The following is a 17,491-nucleotide window of genomic DNA, read 5'->3' as shown; positions in this document are numbered from 1 at the left end:
ATCGACAATCACTTGCCGCTTCTTCGTCGGCCCGGACTTGATCCGGGCCCCCGCTTCTTGTTGGCGAGCGCCGAAGTAGAAGCGGGATCCCGGATCACGTCCGGGATGACGGAGCGGCGCTAGGACGCGCGGCGCGCGGTCAGCCACTGGTCGGGAGCCAGCGGACGCGGCACGATGCGCACCTCGCCGATCCAGCCGAAGAAGCCGTCCTTGCGCAGCCCGTCCCACCATGACGCGCCGAGGATCCACGGCTTGTCGAGGCCCTGCGAACGCATCCCGATCTCGCCGATCACGTTGCGCAGCACCGGCGCGCCGTCGATGTACATGGTCGTCTCGCGCGTCTTGGGATCGCAGACGATCGCGACGTGATACCAGGTGTTGCGCATGATCTCGCCCGACCAGTTGGTCTGCGGATAGCTGGCGTTGCTGGCGGGGACGACTTCCCACTGCACCTCGCGCAGCGACGAGATCGCGAACAGCACCGACGACGCCTGTTTGTCGCCGCCCTTGAACCCGGGCAGGTTGCCGCGATTGCCGACGCGGCCGAGGATATTGCCCCAGCGATGGTTCTCGCGCGTCCAGTCGGGATCGACCTTGATGAACGCCTCGACGGTATAGCCGTCCCAGAAGCTGCGGTTGTTGATCGCCGCGCCGACCTCGGTCGAGAAGCTGCTGTTGCGCACCGTCACCTTGTCGGTGTTGCGGAAGCGGACGCTGCCCGCGGCCGACGACAGATAATGTTTGTCGTCGGACCACACCACGTCCTCGACCTGCGCCGGCGCGACCAGCGGCACGCGCGCCATCGGAAACTGTCCGGTCGCGTCGGGCAGCACGTCGCCGACCTGCACGATCGCGCCTGCGACGCCTGCGGGACGCCAGTGCGCATAGGTGTCGGCCTGTTTGGGATAGTCATCCGTATCGCGCGGCGGGACCGGGGGCACGACGACCGGATCGGTGTAATTGGCGAGCAGTCGCGACGTGACCGCCGGCAGGATCGGCGCGCCGCTGGTCGCCAGCACCGGCTTCCACTTGGTGAAGCCCGCGAAGCGCTTCTTGAAGTTGATCGCGATCGAGAATTGCTCGTTCGCCTCGGTCAGCACCGCGCGGTCGAACTGGTTGAGCGTGTTCGCCGGCTTCTGCACCACCCACGGCGAGAAGGACATCACGTCGATCCTGTTGCGGGTGAAGTCAAATTCGTACAGCCGCATCAGCGCGTTGCCGCCCTGATACGCCATCTGGTAATCGACGACCATCTCCTCGACCGGATTGCCGAAATCGTTGGTCTTGGTCAGGTGCGCCGCGCCGTGATGATGGCCGTTCAGCGTCATGAAGATCTGATCGTTGTCGCGGATCAGCTTCTCCCACAGCATCTTGCCATATTCGGTCTCGAGCGGGCTGGTCGCGTCGACGTCGATGTTGAGCAATTGGTGGTTCGACAGGATCACCGGCAGCGTCGGGTTGCGGCGGATCACGTCGCGTGCCCAGGCGATTCCGGCGTCCGAAATTCGCCACGACAGCGACAGCACCATGAAGGTGACGCCGAACTGCGTGAAGGTGTGATATTCGTGGAAGCCGCTGCCGTCGCGTTCGCGGAACGTCGTCTGCTGCGCCGCGCGGCTCGCGGGGAACCATTGCAGATACGGCTCGGCCTTCAGGTCCCGCTGCGCATCGGTCCCCGACGCCTGATCCCAGGCGCCGCGATAATCGTAGTCGAGCAGCACGTCGTGATTGCCGGCGAGGATCGAATAGGGGATCTTCGCGTCTTCCAGCTTCTTCATCGCCGCATCGGCGACCTTCCACTGGTCGGGCTTGCCGACCTGGTCGACGACGTCGCCGAGGTGGATGACGAACGGAATATTTGCGACGGTGGCGTTGTCGACGATCCACTGCGTCTGCGCGGCGAACGGCTCGCTGCCATATTTGCGCTGGAACTGGTTGTTCTCGGCCGCGGTGGCGTAGCGCGAGTAGAATTGCGTATCGGGCAGCACCGCGATCGTGAAACTGGCCGTCGCCAACCCCGAGAAGTGCGCCGCATTGGCGTCGGCGACCAGCACGCGACCGGCATCCGCGCTCGCACTACCGGCCTGATCGGCACCGCACCCGCTCAACGCGCCGGCACCCAGCGGCAGCAGCGTAAGGCCGACCGCGTTGCGCAGCACGGCGCGGCGGTCGGCGACGCGGCGCCCGCCGCGATCGTCGTCGTTCGTCATCGATGGAACCCCTCTGAAGACCGGCCTCCCGCCGGCGTTGCGGGGCCATTGATCTTCTTTGGTGACTCTGCGGTTCCAGATTGGTTATAGATTTATTAACGATGTCGAACGAGCCCGCGTTGCCGTCCCGGGTTGATACAGCAGCTCAGTCGAACAGGATCGTGACGCCGCGTCAGCCAGCGACAGCCGTGCGTTCGTTCAATGTGTTAGCGGTCGTTCGCGCTCCACCAACAACATCGCGAACCCGACCGCGATCATCATGATGAAGCGCGGATAATGGAGCATTCCTTCCAGCAGACTCATGAACAGCAGCGAATAGAGCATCCCGGTCAGCGGCAGCAGTCGCGCGTCGTCCATCCCGGTGCGGTGCGTCGCGACGATCGCGCGCGCGAGCAGCCACAAGCCGCCCGCCGCGCCGATCACCCCCCAGGAGATCAGGAATTGCAGCACCACGTTGTGCGGCTGGGTATGCGTCCAGTCGACATAGACCTCCCAGAAGGTCGATCCCGATCCCCAGCCGAACAGCGGCGAGTCTAGCCAGCGCTCGAACGTCGCGTGCCATATGGCGAGCCGACCGCCGCTCACCGCGTTCGCACTTTTTGCATCGCTGGCGGCGTAGAGGTAGAAGTCAGGATTGTCAGGCAGCAACGACAGCGCGAGTCCCAGCGCGAGCACGCTCAGCATCGCAACTTGTACAAGCCGAGCGCGCGCTGGCCAGCGGCGTAGGCTGATGAGCGCGATCAGCGCGACGACGGCCAGCGCCAGCACCGCCGCGCGCGTTCCCGACCAGCAGGTCAGCCCGGCCGCGAGCACATAGGCGAGCGACAGCGCCCGCTGATCCTGCTCATCGCCGTAAAGCAACGCCAACATCAGGCCGGCGGCGATCGCGCCGGTCCATGATCCGAAATGCCGCACGCTGATGAACCCGGGCAGCGCCGAGCCCCATTCGATTGCCCCGCCCGGCACGCTCGCGGCCGGCGGAGGAAGCTGGAACCGCCACATCGTTAGCACGGCCAGCACGACCAGCCCGAGCGTCAGCCAGCGAAACAGCGCGCGGATATCGGCGACAGGCTCCATCCGCGCCAAGAAATGGATCGCCGCGCAGAAGCGCAGATGGACGAGCGTGATCAGCGACATGAGTACCGAATCGAACGGATGGTGCGAACGGAACACGCTGCCGACCGTCAGCCCGATCGCGAGCAGCCCGAATGCCAGCTTCACGTCGCGCGGCAATTCCCGCCACAAAACTGCATCGCGATAACCGCGCCGCACCGCGACCTGGATCGCGACCAGTTCGGCGGCCACGAACGGCAACTCCAGCAGCCGCGTCCACTCCGCCCAGCCTGGATCGACGCGGTGAATATAGGTCGGATAGAGCAATGCCGCGAGCACCGGCATCACCACGCCCAACCCTACACCCAGCCAATCGTAGAGCGTCCAGCGGGTCATTGTCGCGTTGATCGTCGTCGCGTGGGTCATGCGCCTGCCATCTCATCGCCGCCCGACCACGAGCCGCCTCACGCTGGCTGTAGCGGGCAGCGCTTGGTGAATAGTTAACGGGCCGTCAGCCAAACCGCGGAATCTTCGCTGTCGACGCGCATTCATGTTGCCATGTCGACATCACGACATGTAGGGATGGCGCCATGCCGACGATCGCGATCATCAGCCAGAAGGGCGGGGCGGGGAAGACGACGCTCGCGCTGCACCTCGCCGCCGCGGCGCAGGACGCGGGCGCGGTGTCGCTCATCATCGATACCGATCCGCAGGCCACCGCCAGCCAATGGGCCGCATGGCGGCAGGACGCCCCGCCCGAGGTGATCGACAGCCCGCCGCCCCGGCTCGCCGCCAAGGTTCGGCAGGCCGGCGAGCAGGGTGCGAAGGTGATCGTCATCGATACGCCGCCGCACGCCGACAGCGCGGCGCGCGCCGCGGTCGAGGTCGCCGATCTGGTGCTGATCCCGTGCCGCCCGAGCGCGTTCGATCTCGCCGCGATCCAGACCAGCGCCAAGCTGGTGCAATTGCTCCGCAAGCCGGCGTTCGTGGTGTTTAGCGCCGGCAGCCCCAACGCGCCGCGCGTCTATGCCGAGGCGGGCGAGCTGGTCGAAAGCTATGGCACCCCGGCGTGTCCGGTGCTGCTGCCCGACCGCGCCGCCTTCCGCCATGCCAGCGCCGAGGGCCGCACAGTCATGGAAGCCGAGCCGAACGGCCGCGCCGCGCAGGACGTACGCGATCTGTACAAATGGGTCTGTCGACAGCTCGACATGCCCGCCCCTCGTTTCCGCAAGAAGGTCGCCGCATGAGCCGCAAGCCCAGTTTCGCCAATCTGCGCGGCACCGCGAACCCGACGCCGGCCGTCGTTCCCGCCCCCCGCGCCAAGGCGACTCCGGCGCCGGCCCCGGTTGCCGCCCCCGCGCCGCCGCCTGAGCCTGCGCCGGCCTCGACCCGCCCGGTCAGCCGCGAGGGCCGCAAGCAGATCGCGGGTTTCTTCTCACCCGACATGTCGCTGGCGATGCACATGCTCGCGCGCCGGCAGGGCCGCAGTTTGCAGGCACTGATGGCCGAGGCGTTCAACGACGTGCTGCGCAAGCACGGCGAGAGCCCGATCGGCGATTGAACGCCGCGCGGGGCAGGGGCGTTGACCGGGTGAGCAGCCGGAGCATGACGATGACCGACCCCGACGATCTTCCCGACGACGACGCGCCCGCCGACCTGCCCGACGAGGAAGCCGAGGACCTCGGCGACTTCGCCTGAGCGCGCCATCGCGGTGTCTGTCGCTTCCGATCGACCCACCATTGTGCCATGATATGACGGCACTGTGGGGGGGCAGGCGATGATCCTTGATCTCAGACGCTTGGGCACGGCAAGCGCGGCCATCATCCTTCTCGCGCTGGCGACGACGCCGGCGCAGGGTCAGGCCCGGTTCGACGTGATCGACATGCACTTCCACGCCGATCGTCCCGATGATGAAGGGCCGCCGGGCGGCAAGGCCTGCGCCCCCTATCCCGAATGGGCACCGCGCGATCCGGGCCAGCCGATCGACGCCTATCTCGATTGGTTTACCGGCCATCCCCGCTGTTCGCATATTCTCTCCGCGCCGTCCGACGGCGCCACGCTGCGTGACCGGGGCATCGCGCAGCTGAAGCGCTACAATGTCCTGGCCCTCGCGGGCGGCAATGCGTCGGTCGTCGAGGATTATCGGCAGCATGGCGATGGCCACATCCTGCCGAGCGTCGGTTTCGGGAGCAGCGGCAAGCTCCCCTCGATCGACACGCTTCGGCGGTTGCGCGCCGAGGGCAAGGTGCAGGCGCTCAGCGAGATCACCGTCCAATATGCCGGCATCGCGCCCGACGATCCTCGCATGGAGCCGTATTTCGCCTTTGCCGAGGCGAACGACATTCCGGTCGGCCTTCATCTGGGCCCGGGACCGCCCGGCACCGCCTATTTCGCGACACCGGACTATCGCGTGGCGGCGGGCGATCCGCTGCGGCTGGAAGCGGTGCTGACCCGCCATCCCAAGCTGCGCATCTATGCGGCGCATGCCGGCTGGCCGTTCGCCGACGCCATGATCGCGATGATGTTCGCTCATCCGCAGCTTTACGTCGACATTGCGGTGCTCGACTGGGCGTATCCGGATCAGCAATTCTATCCGTATCTTCGCCGGTTGATCGACGGCGGCATGGAGCGGCGGATCATGTTCGGTTCGGACAATATGGTGTGGCCGGACGCGATCGGTGCCGCGATCGAGCGGATCCGCAAGGCGCCGTTCCTGACCGAGCGTCAGAAGCGGCTCATCCTGCACGACAACGCCGCGCGCTTCCTCCGCATCGATGGGTGAGGGGAGCGCTCGCTCCCCCCGACCTCACACCAATCGCCGCGCCACCTTCACCCCGCGCGCGCGGCGCAGCGTATAGCCGACCGCGCCGAAGCCGAGCAGCAGCATCGCCCATGTCGCCGGCTCGGGCACCGCGCCGCCGGTCGCGGCGGTGCTCGTGAAGCGGAAGTTGGCGTCGCAAATGCCCTTGGTGCAATTGCTCGCCGCGTTGAACGCCGGCTTGCTCGTCAGCAGCTGCCCGCCCGCATAGCCATCGGCGGTCGCGTTCGCGGCCGGGCCATAGACCAGCCCGAGCCGGTCAGTCGTCGCGCTCACCACGGCGGTATAGGTCGCGCCCTCGGTCAGCGTCAGGCCGCCGAGATCGAAATCATACCAGAAATTCTGCCGCGCCGCGCCCGCGACCGGCGTGCCGGTCACCTGCTTGAGCATTGTCGCGCCCAGCGTGCCGCCATCCAGCAGCGAGAAGGTCAGCGCGGCATTGGCGTTGGTGGTGCTGATCGTCTGGAACTGGAAGCCGAACGAGGTCAGCGCCGACCCGACCATCGTGAACGACTGACCGACCGGGCCGTATTGGGAGAGGCTCAGCCCGCGCGCGCTACCGGCATCCTGCACCACCGTCGCCGCCTGCGCGGGCAGCGTCGCGACCGTCGCCATGGCCAGCGCCACCGCCGTCATCAACCGCGTCATGATCCTGGACCCCTGTTAACCTTGGTGAACGCCGCGGCCTCTATCAAGGCGATGTTGCAGTCGCGCGACAGCGCCGATCCCCAGCCACCGCGCGGCGCTGCAACCGCATCGTCATCAACGCTGGCTAAAGGCATCATCAACGAAAATGGTTAATCGGGACGGTGTCGGATGAGCGCGACGTACTGGAAACTCGGCAGCGGCGATCTGGTCCAGGACTGGAGCGACACGTCGCTGATCGCGCAGGACGACGACTGGAGCCGCGTCCCCAGCATCATGGGCTTCCGTGGCGACGATCTGACGACGCGCACCGGCACCGATCCCCGCACGATCACCGGCAGCAGCGACGTCGTCGACGTGATCGCCAACCAGACCAGCACCGCGCTGACCACCGGCGGCGTCGCCGAGTTCGAGATCGCCAATCCGGTCGTCGCGCTGCAAGGCTCGGGAACCGCCGACGCGCCGTACCTAGCCTTCTATCTCGACGCGAGCGGGCGCAGCGACGTGCGCTTCACCGCCTTGGTCCGCGATATCGACGGCACGTCGGACAATGCGATCCAGCAGGTCGCCGTTCAATATCGGTTGAACGACACCGCGGCGTGGGTCGACCTGCCGTCCGCCTATATCGCCGATGCGACCACCGGCGGCACCGCGACGCAGGAAACCAAGATCGACGTGACGCTGCCCGAGGCGGCGAATGGCGTCGCGACCTTGCAGGTCCGCGTCATCACCACCAATGCGGTCGGCAGCGACGAATGGATCGGGATCGACGACATCCGCGTCACCAGCAAGGGCGCGGGCGCGCCACAGCCGGGGGCGCTGTCGATCGCCGATGCCAGCACCGTCGAAGGCAATGGCGGCACGCACGACATCGCCTTTACCGTCTCGCGGGTCGGCGGCAGCAGCGGCGCGGTCGAGGCCGGGTGGAGCGTTACGCTGCCCGGCGGCGCGGACGGTGCCAGCGCCGGTGATTTCGCGGCGGGGACGGTGTTTTCGGGTAAGGTGCAGTTCGCCGACGGCCAGACCAGCGCGACGATCCGCTTGCCGGTCGCGGGCGATACCGTACTGGAAAACAACGAGACGTTCACCGTCACCTTGTCGGGCGCGACCGGCGGCGCGACGCTCGACCGCGCGACCGCGACCGGCACGATCGTCAACGACGACATCGGCTATCGCACGATCGGCGCGATCCAGGGGACGGGGCTGAAGTCGGCGTTCGAAGGTCAGAATGTCCTCACCACCGGCGTCGTCACCGCGATCGACAGCAACGGCTTCTACATCCAGGATTATGGCGACGGCGACGCGCGCACCTCGGACGCGATCTTCGTCTATACCAACCATGCGCCGCAGGACGTGTTCGTCGGCGACACGCTGACGATCGAGGGCCGCGTCAGCGAATATCGCGCCGGCACCGGCGGGCTGACCGTGACGCAGCTTAACCCGACCGCGATCACCGTCGACAGCTTCGGCGACGCATTGCCCGACGCGGTGCTGATCGGGGCGGGCGGTCTGACGATCCCGACCGAAAAGATCGCTGATGGCATCGCCTTCTGGGAAGCGCTGGAGGGGATGCGCGTCACGCTCGACGCGCCGCATGTCGTGTCGAACACCACCGCGGACCAATGGCGCGAAACCGATGTCGTCGTCTCGGGCGGGGCGGGCGCGACCGGCCTGAACGCGCGCGGCGGGATCACGATCGCGCCCGGCGACTATAACCCCGAGAAGATCCAGTTGCAGGCCGATCGCGCGGTGTTCGACGGTTTCGACCCGCACTACAGCATCGGCGACCAGCTCTCGAGCGTCACCGGGATCGTCAACTACGCCAACGCCACCTACGAAGTGATCGTCACCGAAGCGGTATCGGTGACGAAGGACGTGACGCTCGCGCAGGAAGTGTCGGCGCTCAAGGGCGATGCGACGCACCTCTCGATCGCGACCTATAATGTCGAGAATCTCGACACCAGCGACGGCAAGTTCGACGTGCTGGCGAGCAACATCGTCTACAATCTGCGCGCCCCCGACATCGTGGCGTTGCAGGAGATCCAGGACGCCGACGGCGCGGGCACCGGCAGCGATCTGTCGGGCCAGAAGACCGCGCAGGGGTTGATCGATGCGATCGCGGCGATCAACGGCGGGCGCTACGCTTATGTCGAGATCGCGCCGACCGTTGCCGGATCGACCGGCGGCGAGCCGGGCGGCAACATCCGCAACGGCTATCTCTACAACATCGACCGCGTCGGCTATGTCGACGGCAGCGCGACGCTGATCACCGGCGATGCGTATGCCAATAGCCGCAAGCCGTTGGTGGCGACGTGGGATTTCCACGGCGAGCAGCTGACGACGATCAACGTCCACTTCACCTCGCGCGGCGGCAGCGAGCCGTTGTGGGGCGCCAACCAGCCCGCGTTCGATGCCGGCGACGCCGCGCGCACCGCGCAGGCGGCGGGGGTGAAGGCATGGGTCAACGACAAGCTCGCCGTCGATCCGTCACTCAACGTCGCGATCATGGGCGACTGGAACGGCTTCTATTTCGAACAGGCGCAGACCCAGCTCACCGATCCGGCGCAGGGCGGCAAGTTCACCAATCTCAACACCTTGCTGCCCGCAGAAGAGCGCTACAGCTACATGTTCCAGGGCAATGCGCAGGCGCTCGACAACATGCTGGTGACCGGCGGGCTGCTGGACGGCGCATCGTTCGACGCGGTGCATCTCAATGCCGAATTCGGCGGCGATCGTCCGACCGACCATGATCCGCAGCTCGCGTTGCTCAAGCTCGGCCGTGAGGCGGCACCGGCGGTGCTCACCACCGACGCATGGAGCGACGACGTCAGCGCCGGCTGGATGACGGGCACCCATGCGCGCTACGTCGGGATGGAATTGCTCCACATCGCGTGAGGCGGGCTTCCCGGATCGGGTGACGCCAATTTTCTCCGTCACTGCGAGCGGAGCGAAGCAATCCAGGGCGTCCTGATCCGGCCCTGGATTGCTTCGCTTCGCTCGCAATGACGAAAGCGGCGAGGGTGATGCTTCACGCGACGTGTTACCGCCGCACGCCGCACCCGCTACGGCTGCATCGTTTGTGCCGGCGTCGCCCGCTGCGTCGCTTCCGCGGTGCGTCTCGCTGCGCTCATCGCCTCGGTGCCGGTCAGGTCGATGACGTGCACCGACAGATTGCCCATGCGTTGCCGGAGGCGCGTGCCGGTCGGCGTGTCGACGGTCGCGCGCACCGTGAAGCGGTCGATCCGGTACAGCCCCGGCTGCCCGTCCGGGAGCCGCAGCGGGGCATAGCGGCGCGCGGTGACGTGACGCACGATGCCCGGCTTCCATTGCCCCAGCCCGTTGGTGCGCAGCATCTCGACATCGTCGACATGACCGTCGGCGCGGATCCAGTAGCCGATATCGGCGAAGCGGATCGCGTCGTCGCGCTGCGGCTTTTCGCTGGGGGGCGCATTCACGTCGGCGATCGGCGGGGCGTAGATCAGCACCGGTTCCGCGCCCGCGCTTTCCCGCAGCCGCGCCGCCAGCGCATCGACCGCGGCATCGTCGCCCTTGCGCACCGCGATGCGCGTCCGCACGATCTCGCGCAATTGCGGCATCATCGCATCGCCCGGTCCGGCGAGTGTGACCGCCTGGTCGGCGTAGCGCTGCGCGTCGCGGTCACGTTGTTGCGCCAGCGCCAGCCATGCGCGACGGAACGCCGCGCCCGCCGCGAGGTCGGAGCGGCCGTTCTCGCCGGCGAGCCGCTGGACCTTGCCGTAGATGCCGTCGGCCGCGATCGGCTGGCCCAGCCCGACCATATCGTCGGCGAAATGCAGCTGTTCGGTCAGCGTCGCGGCATTGCTCTCGCCCAATTGGCCGCGCAATGTCAGCAGGTTGTTGCGCGACGCCGTGCGCCACAGGTCTTTGTCACCCTGATGTTCGGCGACCGTCGCGAGCGTTGCGTACAGGCTCGATACCGGCCCCGGCAGTTCGGCGGCGTGGCGCTTGTTGCGGCTGATCGCGTTTTGCAGCGTCTTGCGGGCGTCGCCGTAGCGGCCATCGGCGAACTGTTCGACCGAGGCCTGCAACGATGCCTCAACCTCTTGCGCGGGTGGACAATTTCGCGCGAGGCACGCCGCGAGTTCCTTTTCCGCGCGGTGGCCGACGACGATGACGTCCTTCGGTTCCGCGGGGGTGGAGGGGGAAGCGGCGACTTGCGCCAGCAGGAGCAGCAGCGGACCGGTCATGGGGCAGGAGGCTCACCCGCCGCCCACCCCATGTCAAGCGCGGTTTACCGCAGTTTCAGCGCCTTCAGCACCGCCGCCCAGCTTACGTATTTGAAGTTCTGGGTATCCGGCGCATTGTCGCCGTCCTGCGCGACGAACAGCCCGCCGGGATAGTCCGGGCCGAAATCGCCGAGCGCCAGTTCGACGCCGTCGGTCTCACTGGTGGCGTCGATGGTGCCACCGCCGACCCGAAAATACCCCGCGAAGGTGACGTCCGGTAGCCGGTAGAGCGTGTATTTGCTGTCGCCCTGACTGGAAACGACAAGGAATCCGCCGCTCCGTCCTCGCGGCGCGAGCGCGAGCCCCTCGGCATCCGCGACGAGCGTCTTGCCGTCGACCGCCGCGACCTTCGTGCCGGTGACCGGCGCGGCGGGATCGGCGGCGAAGCGCCAGAGGCCGACGTCTTCCTCCGCGACGTACAACAAGCCGGTGCGATCGTCGGCGACGCAACCCTCGGCCTGCGTTCCGAGCTTCATCGAGCGGACGGTGGTGACGCGCGGCGCGCTGCCGGCGAGGTCGATCGCGACCTGATCGATGCGGCCGTCCTTCATCACCACGAAGCCGAACAGCGCCTTGTCGCGCGCACGCTGCCACAGGCACATGCCGTACGCCTCGCCCGCGCCCGACGGATAGCGGCCGAGCGGCAGCAAGGTGGCGCGCGCGGTATCGAGCGTGAACAGCGCGACATGGCCCTGCGCCTCATCGGCCCGGTCGCTCGCCGCGACGATCACGCGCGTGCCGAGATCGCGCAGGTCGACGTTGTTGAGCCGTGCGAAGGGGGTGAACGACCGCCGCTTGCCCTTCAGATCGTAGACGTGGATGCCGGCCTGTTTGTCGGTGCCGATCACGAGGCTTTTCGCCGGGTCGCGCGGGTTGCGCCAGATCGCCGGATCGTCGGCGGCATCGGCGGCGGTGTCGACCGGATCGGTTTCGGCGGTCGCGGCGACGGTCGGCGCGACTTCCGGAACCGGGGTCGCCGTCGCGCACGCCGACAGCACCAGCGCGAACGGCAGCGCGCGCCTCACAGCTTCACCCGCACGCCGCCGAAGATCGTGTAACCGAACTTCTCATATTCATACACGCGCTGACGTTCGCCGTAATAGCGCACGCCCGCCGAATTGGTGAGGTTCTTGCCCTCGACGAACAGGTTGATCTCCTTGGTCAGCTGCACGCTGCCGGTCGCGTCGAGCTGCCCGCGGCCTTCCCAATAGAGGTCGAGCGCCGGCAGATCGGCGTTGATCTCGTCGAGGTAATCGCTGCGCTTGGTATAGGCGACGCGCAGGTTCACGGGCCCGCGTTCGTAGAACAGGCTGGCGTTCCACATATGCGTCGACTGGCCGGGCAGGCGGAAGCGCGTGCGCCCGCCGAACGTGGTGTCGAAGCGCGCGTCACCGGCGGTGTAGGTATAGTTCGCGAACACCCCGAACCCGCCCAGCACGCCGGGCAGGAACGACAGATGCTGCTGCCAGTTGACCTCGACGCCGTAGAGCTTGCCCGCTTGCGCGTTGACCGGGCGGCTGAGCACCGCGCCCGCGATGCCGTTATAGGTGCCGAAGCCGGTGACGTTATAGCGATAGTCGCTCAGATCCTTGTAGAACCCGTTGACCGCGATCACCCCGAGCGGACGGATGTAATATTCCACACCGGCGTCGACATTGTTCGACAGTGTCGGGCGCAAATTCGGATTGCCGAATTCTACGCGCACCGTCGTGCCCTCGGTCGTCTCCAGCACGCGCGGCGCGATCTGCGGGAAGTTGGGGCGGTTGATCGCGCGGGTCAGCGCGACGCGCCCGATCAGGTTCGGCGTGAACGCCTGGCGCAGCGTCAGGTTCGGGAAGAAATCGGTATAGCTGGTGTCGCCGCGCGCGTTGCCGATCACGCCCGTGGTCGAGACGGTCGGCGCCTCGCTGCGGAACGCGGTCGCCTCGACGCGCAAGCCAGCGATCAGCGTCGTCGCGCCGAATTCGAAGGTGCCCATCCCGAACAGCCCGAGCAGCTTTTCGGTCGCGCGGTAATCGGCGCTAACCGATTGCGGCAGGCGGCGCTGCGCCGCGCTCTTCGTCGCGTCGAAATAGCTGTCGACCAGTCCGGTGTTGAAGCGGTCGCCCAGCGCATAGTCGAAGTTGCGCGAATCCTCGTCCGACAGCAACCCGGCGAGCGTCTGCGTCGGCGCGGCGGTCGTGCGCTGGTCGCGCAGCCGTTCTTCGTCGGCGCGGATGGTGCGCGCGCGGAACTTGCCGCCGGTCGACAGCGTCGCGGTGCCGCTGCCCAGCGGCTGCGGAATGTCCATGCGGATCTGCGCGGTGAACTCGTCGTTCTTCGTCGTGTTGCTGCGATAGCTGTTCTCGCGGAACCCGTAGCGATCGAGCTGGAGATGCTCGTTCGAGGTGAACAGCGAATAGCTCGGCAGATCGGTGTCGCGCCCGAAATCGTAGGACAGGGTGGGGCGCAGCGTCGAGCGGAACACCAGCTCGTCGCGGCGCGGATAGGTCTGCGACGTCTCGCTATACGCGACATCGGCGCGCACCTGTCCGTCGCCCAATTGCTGCTCGACGCCGCCGGTGACGGTCTTGATCTCGTTGACCTGCGTGCGGTGGCGCAGCGCCTTTTCGATCCGCGTCCGCGTCCAGGTCGCGGCGGTATCGGTCGATCCGGCGGCCGGCGCGGCCTGATCGGCGTTCCAGGTGATGCCGATCCGGTCGCGATATTCATTGTCCTCGAAGCGCGCATAGGTGCCGCGCACCCAGGTGCGCGTCGCATCGCTCGGCCGCCATTCCAGCGCCGCGGTGCCCGCGATCCGCTCGCGCTTGGTCACGTAATCCTTGAACAGGGTTTCGGTGACGCGCAGCCCGGCGCTGGTCGGGGTCCAGGCGTTCTCGACATTGTCGGGCTGGCGATCGGTGCGCGAATAGCTGCCCGACAGCAGCAGGCCGAACTGGCGATCGGCGCCGAAGCGGTCGCCGACCGACCCCGAGGCCCGGTAATCGCTGCCCTTGCCGAGCTGGTTGTAGCTCGCGCCCGCCATGCCCGTCAGCGCGAAGCCCTTGCGATCGAACGCCGAGCGCGTGGTGATGTTGACCGCGCCCGCGATCGAATCCGCGTCCTGATAGGGGAGCAGCGACTTGGTGACCTCGAGATTGGCGACGATGTCCGACGGCAAGGTATCGAGATCGACCGCGCGCGTCGTCGGGTCGACCGACGGGATCTGGATGCCGTCGACCGAGATCGCCGACCATTCGCTCGGCGCGCCGCGCACGTTGATGTAGCGGCCCTCGCCCTGATCGCGCTCGATCCCGACGCCGGGCGCGCGTTGCAGCGCCTCGGCGATGTTGGGATCGGGGAAGCGCCCGATCGCGTCCGCCGAGATGACGGTGATCGTGTTGTTGGCGGTACGCTGCTGGTTGAGCGCGCGCGCGGTATTGTCGAACAGCGACGCGCCGCGCACGACGATGTCGCCGCTGTTCGCGCCGGCTGCGGGGAGCGTGATTTCGACATCGCTGATGCGTTCCGCGGCGGTGACGCCCTGCGTCGCTTGCGGGCGGCCGAGATAGTCGATCAGCAGCGTCACCGCGCTGGTCGCATCGGGCGTGGCGATCGTGAACCCGCCCTGCAGATCGGTGGTCGCCTGCGCGCCGGTGCCCTCGACGACGATCCGCGCGCCGGGCAGCGCCGCGCCGGTCGCGTCATAGACGTGCCCCGACACGCTCGGCCCCGCGACCGCGGCGACGGTGCCGGCGGGCGCGGCGTCGGGGGCGGGATCGGCCGCCGCGGCGGGCTGCGCGGCGACGGCGAGGGCGATGAGCGAGACGCCCGCGATCGCGCGGACGCCGGAATGAGTGACGAGCATGTGGCTCCCCCTGAGCGCTGTGGTGCCGGCGTTGGCCGCCGGCCGGTGATGGGGGTGCGCATGGCGGGATTGCGTGACGGAACCGCGGAGGTTCGGTTACGCGGGTGTGACAGTGGCGGGGCTGTGGCGGTTGGGGCACAGCGGGGGCGGGGCGTCGTTCGGTGGCAGCGTCAATCCTCGTCGTCGAACGGCCGCGTGCGCCAGCTGGCGTGCAGTGTCGGCACTGCGCTGAACAGCGCCATCATGTAGAAGGCGAGCGCAGTCAGCTCTTGTTGTGCAACGACAGCCGACCATCGGTGCAGCGCGAGCATCCCGATGGTGAGCCACACGCCCACGAACCCCGCCGTGGCCACGGCGGCGAGGCCGGCCAGAAGGGAGTCGCGCCGCTGTTGGCGCTCGAATTCGTCAGCACGTTCGTTGAACCGGCGCAAAGGACCCCAGATCGGCATCAGGTTGGCGATGAAGAAGCCGAACATGATCAGGGCGTAGCCAAGCCAGTAGCTGCGGTTCGGATACAAGACGCACCAGACGAGGCCCGCGCTGGCGAGAAAGAGCGCCAGCAGCGGTGGCCAACGCAGCTGCCGCCTGCGCTGCGTTCCCGCTGCCATGGCGGGCACGCCTGTCCACAGAACCGACCGATCCAGCCAGACGAAAAACCGGTGCTGCCGGTCGCTCATTGCTCCACTCCTATCCGCCGCAGGCTGTTTGCGATCGCTTCAAACGGGGTGAGCGAAAAGATCAGCTCGACAGGCACGTCGAACACCGCGGCGACCTTGAGGGCCAGCTCAAGGCTCGGCTTGTAATCGCCGCGCTCGAGATATCCGATCGTCTGCGGGTTGACGTCCACCGCCTCCGCGAGTTGCCGACGCGACAACCCATGTTCGGCACGGAAGACGGCGATCCTGTTGTACATGATCCTATACGCGCTTCATGATGATTCGTTGTGAATAGACAACATATCGCGTGTTCAGTCAATAAGGCATGGGTGCGCTCCGGCCGTTGATCGAGCGCGTGACTCACCGCGCCGCCGGTGAGTCAGGAAATCCGTCGGACAGCCTTGTGTCGTCGCGCTACCTTCCGACGTGCACCGCAGGAGGCCGCGATGACGCCCGATACGCTTCCCTATGCCCCGATCGAACTGGTCGCGCGCAACCCGGCGCGTGGGGTGCATCGCCGCTGGCGGCTGCACGCGGCGCGCGACCTGTTCGGGCGTGTCACCGTCGAAACCGCCTGGGGCCGGATCGGCGCGCCGGGGCGCACGCTGGTGCGCAGCTTCGCCGGCGAGGAGGAAGCGTTGCGCTATGTCCGGGGGTTGCTCCGTCGCCGGGCGGGCGCGCCGCGGCGGCTGGGGACGGGGTATGTATCGGCCTGATCTTGTCCAATCCGTCCGCTTGCGCTATATCGCGGACAGGAAGGACAACCTCATGACCGCGCTCGCCCGCCCGCTCGCCGCCCCCGACACGCTGCGCCGTCGCGCGATGCAGGCGTTGACCGACGCGGTGGCGCGCGCGCTCGACAGCGCCAGCGAGGAGACGCTGGCCGCGATCGTCGGCGCGCAGGACCCGCGCGAGGCGCTGGCGATCGCGCCGCGCGACCTCGCCCCGCCGCCCCCCGAACGGCTCGCCGCCGAACGCGCCGCACGCGCGCGCACCGCCGGGTTCCGCGCCGAGCTGGCCGCGCACGTCGGGGGGATGTACGACCGCGCCGAGGTCGCCGGGCTGCTCGGCGTCACCCCGGCCGCGATCGACAAGCAGCGGCAACGGCGGCAGATCCTCGGCGTGCCGTATGGCAATGAGATCCGCTACCCGGCGGCGCAGTTCCGCGACGGCGCGGCGCTCGCCGGGCTCAAGCCGATCCTCGATGCGTTCGGCGACATGAACCCGTGGGGGCAGTTGCAATTGCTCGCCGCGCCGCTCGACGGGTTCGGGGAGGCGCCCGCGTCGGTGTTCGCGCTGCTGGCGGGCGGCGCGGATGCGGAGACGCGCGCGCGGCTCGCGGCGCTGGCGGCGGGCTGGGCGGGCTGACGCGCGCGACGATGCTGCGGCTGCGCCGGATGCGCGAGGGCGCGGTGTTCCACCGCATCCATCGCAAGACGCTGTCGCCGTTGTTCTTCGGCCCGGCGGGTGCGACGCCGCTGCAACGCTACGACGACCCGGCGGGCGGGTATAAGCTGCTGTACCTCGCGCTCGATCTGGAGACCGCGTTCGGCGAGACATTGGTGCGCGTGCCGATGGTCACCGACGTGCTGTCGAGCGACGTCGCCGTGCGCGCGCGCAGCGAGCTGGTCGCGCGGCGGGCGTTGCGGCTGTACCCACTGGTCGATGCGGGCGTGTCGGCGCACGGGCTGTCGTTCACCGAGCTGCACGGCAGCGACTATCGCCGCACGCAGGCGATCGGCGCTGAGATCCACGCGCGGAGCGGCGCGGACGGGATCCTCTATACGTCGCGCTTCAACGACCTGCGCTGCGTCGCGCTGTTCGACCGCGCGCGCGACGCGGTGGAGGTCGCGACGACCGAAGCGCTGATGCCCGAGGAGGCGCACGCGCTCGCCGGGCGGTTCGGGAAGGCGTACGTCGATCCGTGAGCGCTAGGCCAATCGACATTCACCGCGCAGCCGCCGTCTTTCGTCATCCCGGACTTGATCCGGGATCCC

16 protein-coding genes are annotated in these 17,491 nt (G+C 67.8%); 8 read left to right on the top strand and 8 right to left on the bottom strand.

The annotated features are described in order from the left end of the window. Window positions 1–119: 119 nt before the first annotated feature. Together PGN16_RS07735 and PGN16_RS07730 are read right to left on the bottom strand one after the other, a co-directional pair. On the bottom strand, window positions 120–2,210 hold the full coding sequence (locus tag PGN16_RS07735; protein ID WP_335308842.1) for a LamG-like jellyroll fold domain-containing protein: 2,091 nt from the start codon (window positions 2,208–2,210) through the stop codon (window positions 120–122). A 198-nt stretch (window positions 2,211–2,408) separates the two neighbouring features. Then, window positions 2,409–3,689 carry an O-antigen ligase family protein gene (locus PGN16_RS07730; RefSeq protein ID WP_335308841.1) on the bottom strand — a complete coding sequence of 427 codons (1,281 nt, stop codon included), beginning with the start codon at window positions 3,687–3,689 and terminating at the stop codon, window positions 2,409–2,411. 164 nt (window positions 3,690–3,853) lie between these two features. Here PGN16_RS07730 and parA point away from each other — a divergent pair, with 164 nt between their 5' ends. The 3 genes from parA (at window position 3,854) to PGN16_RS07715 (ending at window position 6,045) form a co-directional block, all read left to right on the top strand. Further along, window positions 3,854–4,510, top strand: a complete 657-nt coding sequence (gene parA, locus PGN16_RS07725; RefSeq protein WP_335308840.1) for a ParA family partition ATPase — start codon at window positions 3,854–3,856, stop codon at window positions 4,508–4,510. Next, window positions 4,507–4,824, top strand: a complete 318-nt coding sequence (locus tag PGN16_RS07720) for a ribbon-helix-helix domain-containing protein (protein ID WP_335308839.1) — start codon at window positions 4,507–4,509, stop codon at window positions 4,822–4,824. The genes parA and PGN16_RS07720 overlap by 4 nt, the downstream gene beginning before the upstream one ends. Before the next feature lie 216 nt (window positions 4,825–5,040). Continuing rightward, window positions 5,041–6,045, top strand: a complete 1,005-nt coding sequence (locus PGN16_RS07715; RefSeq protein WP_335308838.1) for an amidohydrolase family protein — start codon at window positions 5,041–5,043, stop codon at window positions 6,043–6,045. 24 nt (window positions 6,046–6,069) lie between these two features. Here the strand turns inward: PGN16_RS07715 and PGN16_RS07710 are convergent, their stop codons facing one another. Beyond that, window positions 6,070–6,729 carry a PEPxxWA-CTERM sorting domain-containing protein gene (locus PGN16_RS07710; RefSeq protein ID WP_335308837.1) on the bottom strand — a complete coding sequence of 220 codons (660 nt, stop codon included), beginning with the start codon at window positions 6,727–6,729 and terminating at the stop codon, window positions 6,070–6,072. A 24-nt stretch (window positions 6,730–6,753) separates the two neighbouring features. Between PGN16_RS07710 and PGN16_RS07705 the strand changes: the two genes are divergently transcribed. Together PGN16_RS07705 and PGN16_RS07700 are read left to right on the top strand one after the other, a co-directional pair. After that, on the top strand, window positions 6,754–6,882 hold the full coding sequence (locus tag PGN16_RS07705; RefSeq protein WP_335308836.1) for a hypothetical protein: 129 nt from the start codon (window positions 6,754–6,756) through the stop codon (window positions 6,880–6,882). A 15-nt stretch (window positions 6,883–6,897) separates the two neighbouring features. Further along, window positions 6,898–9,621: a Calx-beta domain-containing protein gene (locus PGN16_RS07700; RefSeq protein WP_335308835.1), complete on the top strand. Its 2,724-nt coding sequence runs from the start codon at window positions 6,898–6,900 to the stop codon at window positions 9,619–9,621. A gap of 167 nt (window positions 9,622–9,788) precedes the next feature. On the opposite strand, the gene PGN16_RS07695 is transcribed toward PGN16_RS07700, so the two are convergent. The 5 genes from PGN16_RS07695 to PGN16_RS07675 form a co-directional block, all read right to left on the bottom strand. Then, window positions 9,789–10,952, bottom strand: a complete 1,164-nt coding sequence (locus PGN16_RS07695; protein ID WP_335308834.1) for a hypothetical protein — start codon at window positions 10,950–10,952, stop codon at window positions 9,789–9,791. A gap of 44 nt (window positions 10,953–10,996) precedes the next feature. Then, a complete protein-coding gene (locus tag PGN16_RS07690) occupies window positions 10,997–12,016 on the bottom strand; it encodes a phytase (protein WP_335308833.1) in 1,020 nt (339 codons plus the stop codon). After that, the gene (locus PGN16_RS07685) at window positions 12,013–14,838 is read right to left on the bottom strand and encodes a TonB-dependent receptor (RefSeq protein WP_335308832.1); all 2,826 of its coding nucleotides are present in this window, start codon (window positions 14,836–14,838) and stop codon (window positions 12,013–12,015) included. Before PGN16_RS07685 ends, PGN16_RS07690 begins: the two co-directional genes overlap by 4 nt. A 170-nt stretch (window positions 14,839–15,008) precedes the next feature. Then, window positions 15,009–15,515, bottom strand: a complete 507-nt coding sequence (locus PGN16_RS07680) for a hypothetical protein (protein WP_335308831.1) — start codon at window positions 15,513–15,515, stop codon at window positions 15,009–15,011. Next, complete coding sequence (locus PGN16_RS07675) at window positions 15,512–15,751, bottom strand: helix-turn-helix transcriptional regulator (RefSeq protein WP_335308830.1); 240 nt, start codon at window positions 15,749–15,751, stop codon at window positions 15,512–15,514. The genes PGN16_RS07680 and PGN16_RS07675 overlap by 4 nt, the downstream gene beginning before the upstream one ends. A gap of 189 nt (window positions 15,752–15,940) precedes the next feature. Between PGN16_RS07675 and PGN16_RS07670 the strand changes: the two genes are divergently transcribed. From PGN16_RS07670 to PGN16_RS07660, 3 genes are read left to right on the top strand one after another with little or no spacing between them, the layout of a single operon-like run. Then, entirely contained in the window at window positions 15,941–16,210 is a 270-nt protein-coding gene (locus PGN16_RS07670; RefSeq protein ID WP_335308829.1) for a WGR domain-containing protein, read from the top strand. A gap of 52 nt (window positions 16,211–16,262) precedes the next feature. Continuing rightward, window positions 16,263–16,862, top strand: coding sequence for a hypothetical protein (locus PGN16_RS07665; RefSeq protein ID WP_335308828.1), 600 nt, complete (start codon window positions 16,263–16,265; stop codon window positions 16,860–16,862). Window positions 16,863–16,873: 11 nt separating this feature from the next. Further along, a complete protein-coding gene (locus tag PGN16_RS07660; RefSeq protein ID WP_335308827.1) occupies window positions 16,874–17,422 on the top strand; it encodes an RES family NAD+ phosphorylase in 549 nt (182 codons plus the stop codon). The last annotated feature ends 69 nt before the right edge of the window (window positions 17,423–17,491 follow it).

This window comes from Sphingomonas phyllosphaerae, from assembly GCF_036946485.1.
In the GTDB taxonomy this organism is placed as follows: domain Bacteria; phylum Pseudomonadota; class Alphaproteobacteria; order Sphingomonadales; family Sphingomonadaceae; genus Sphingomonas; species Sphingomonas phyllosphaerae_E.
This window is presented reverse-complemented; position numbering and strand designations above follow the sequence as displayed.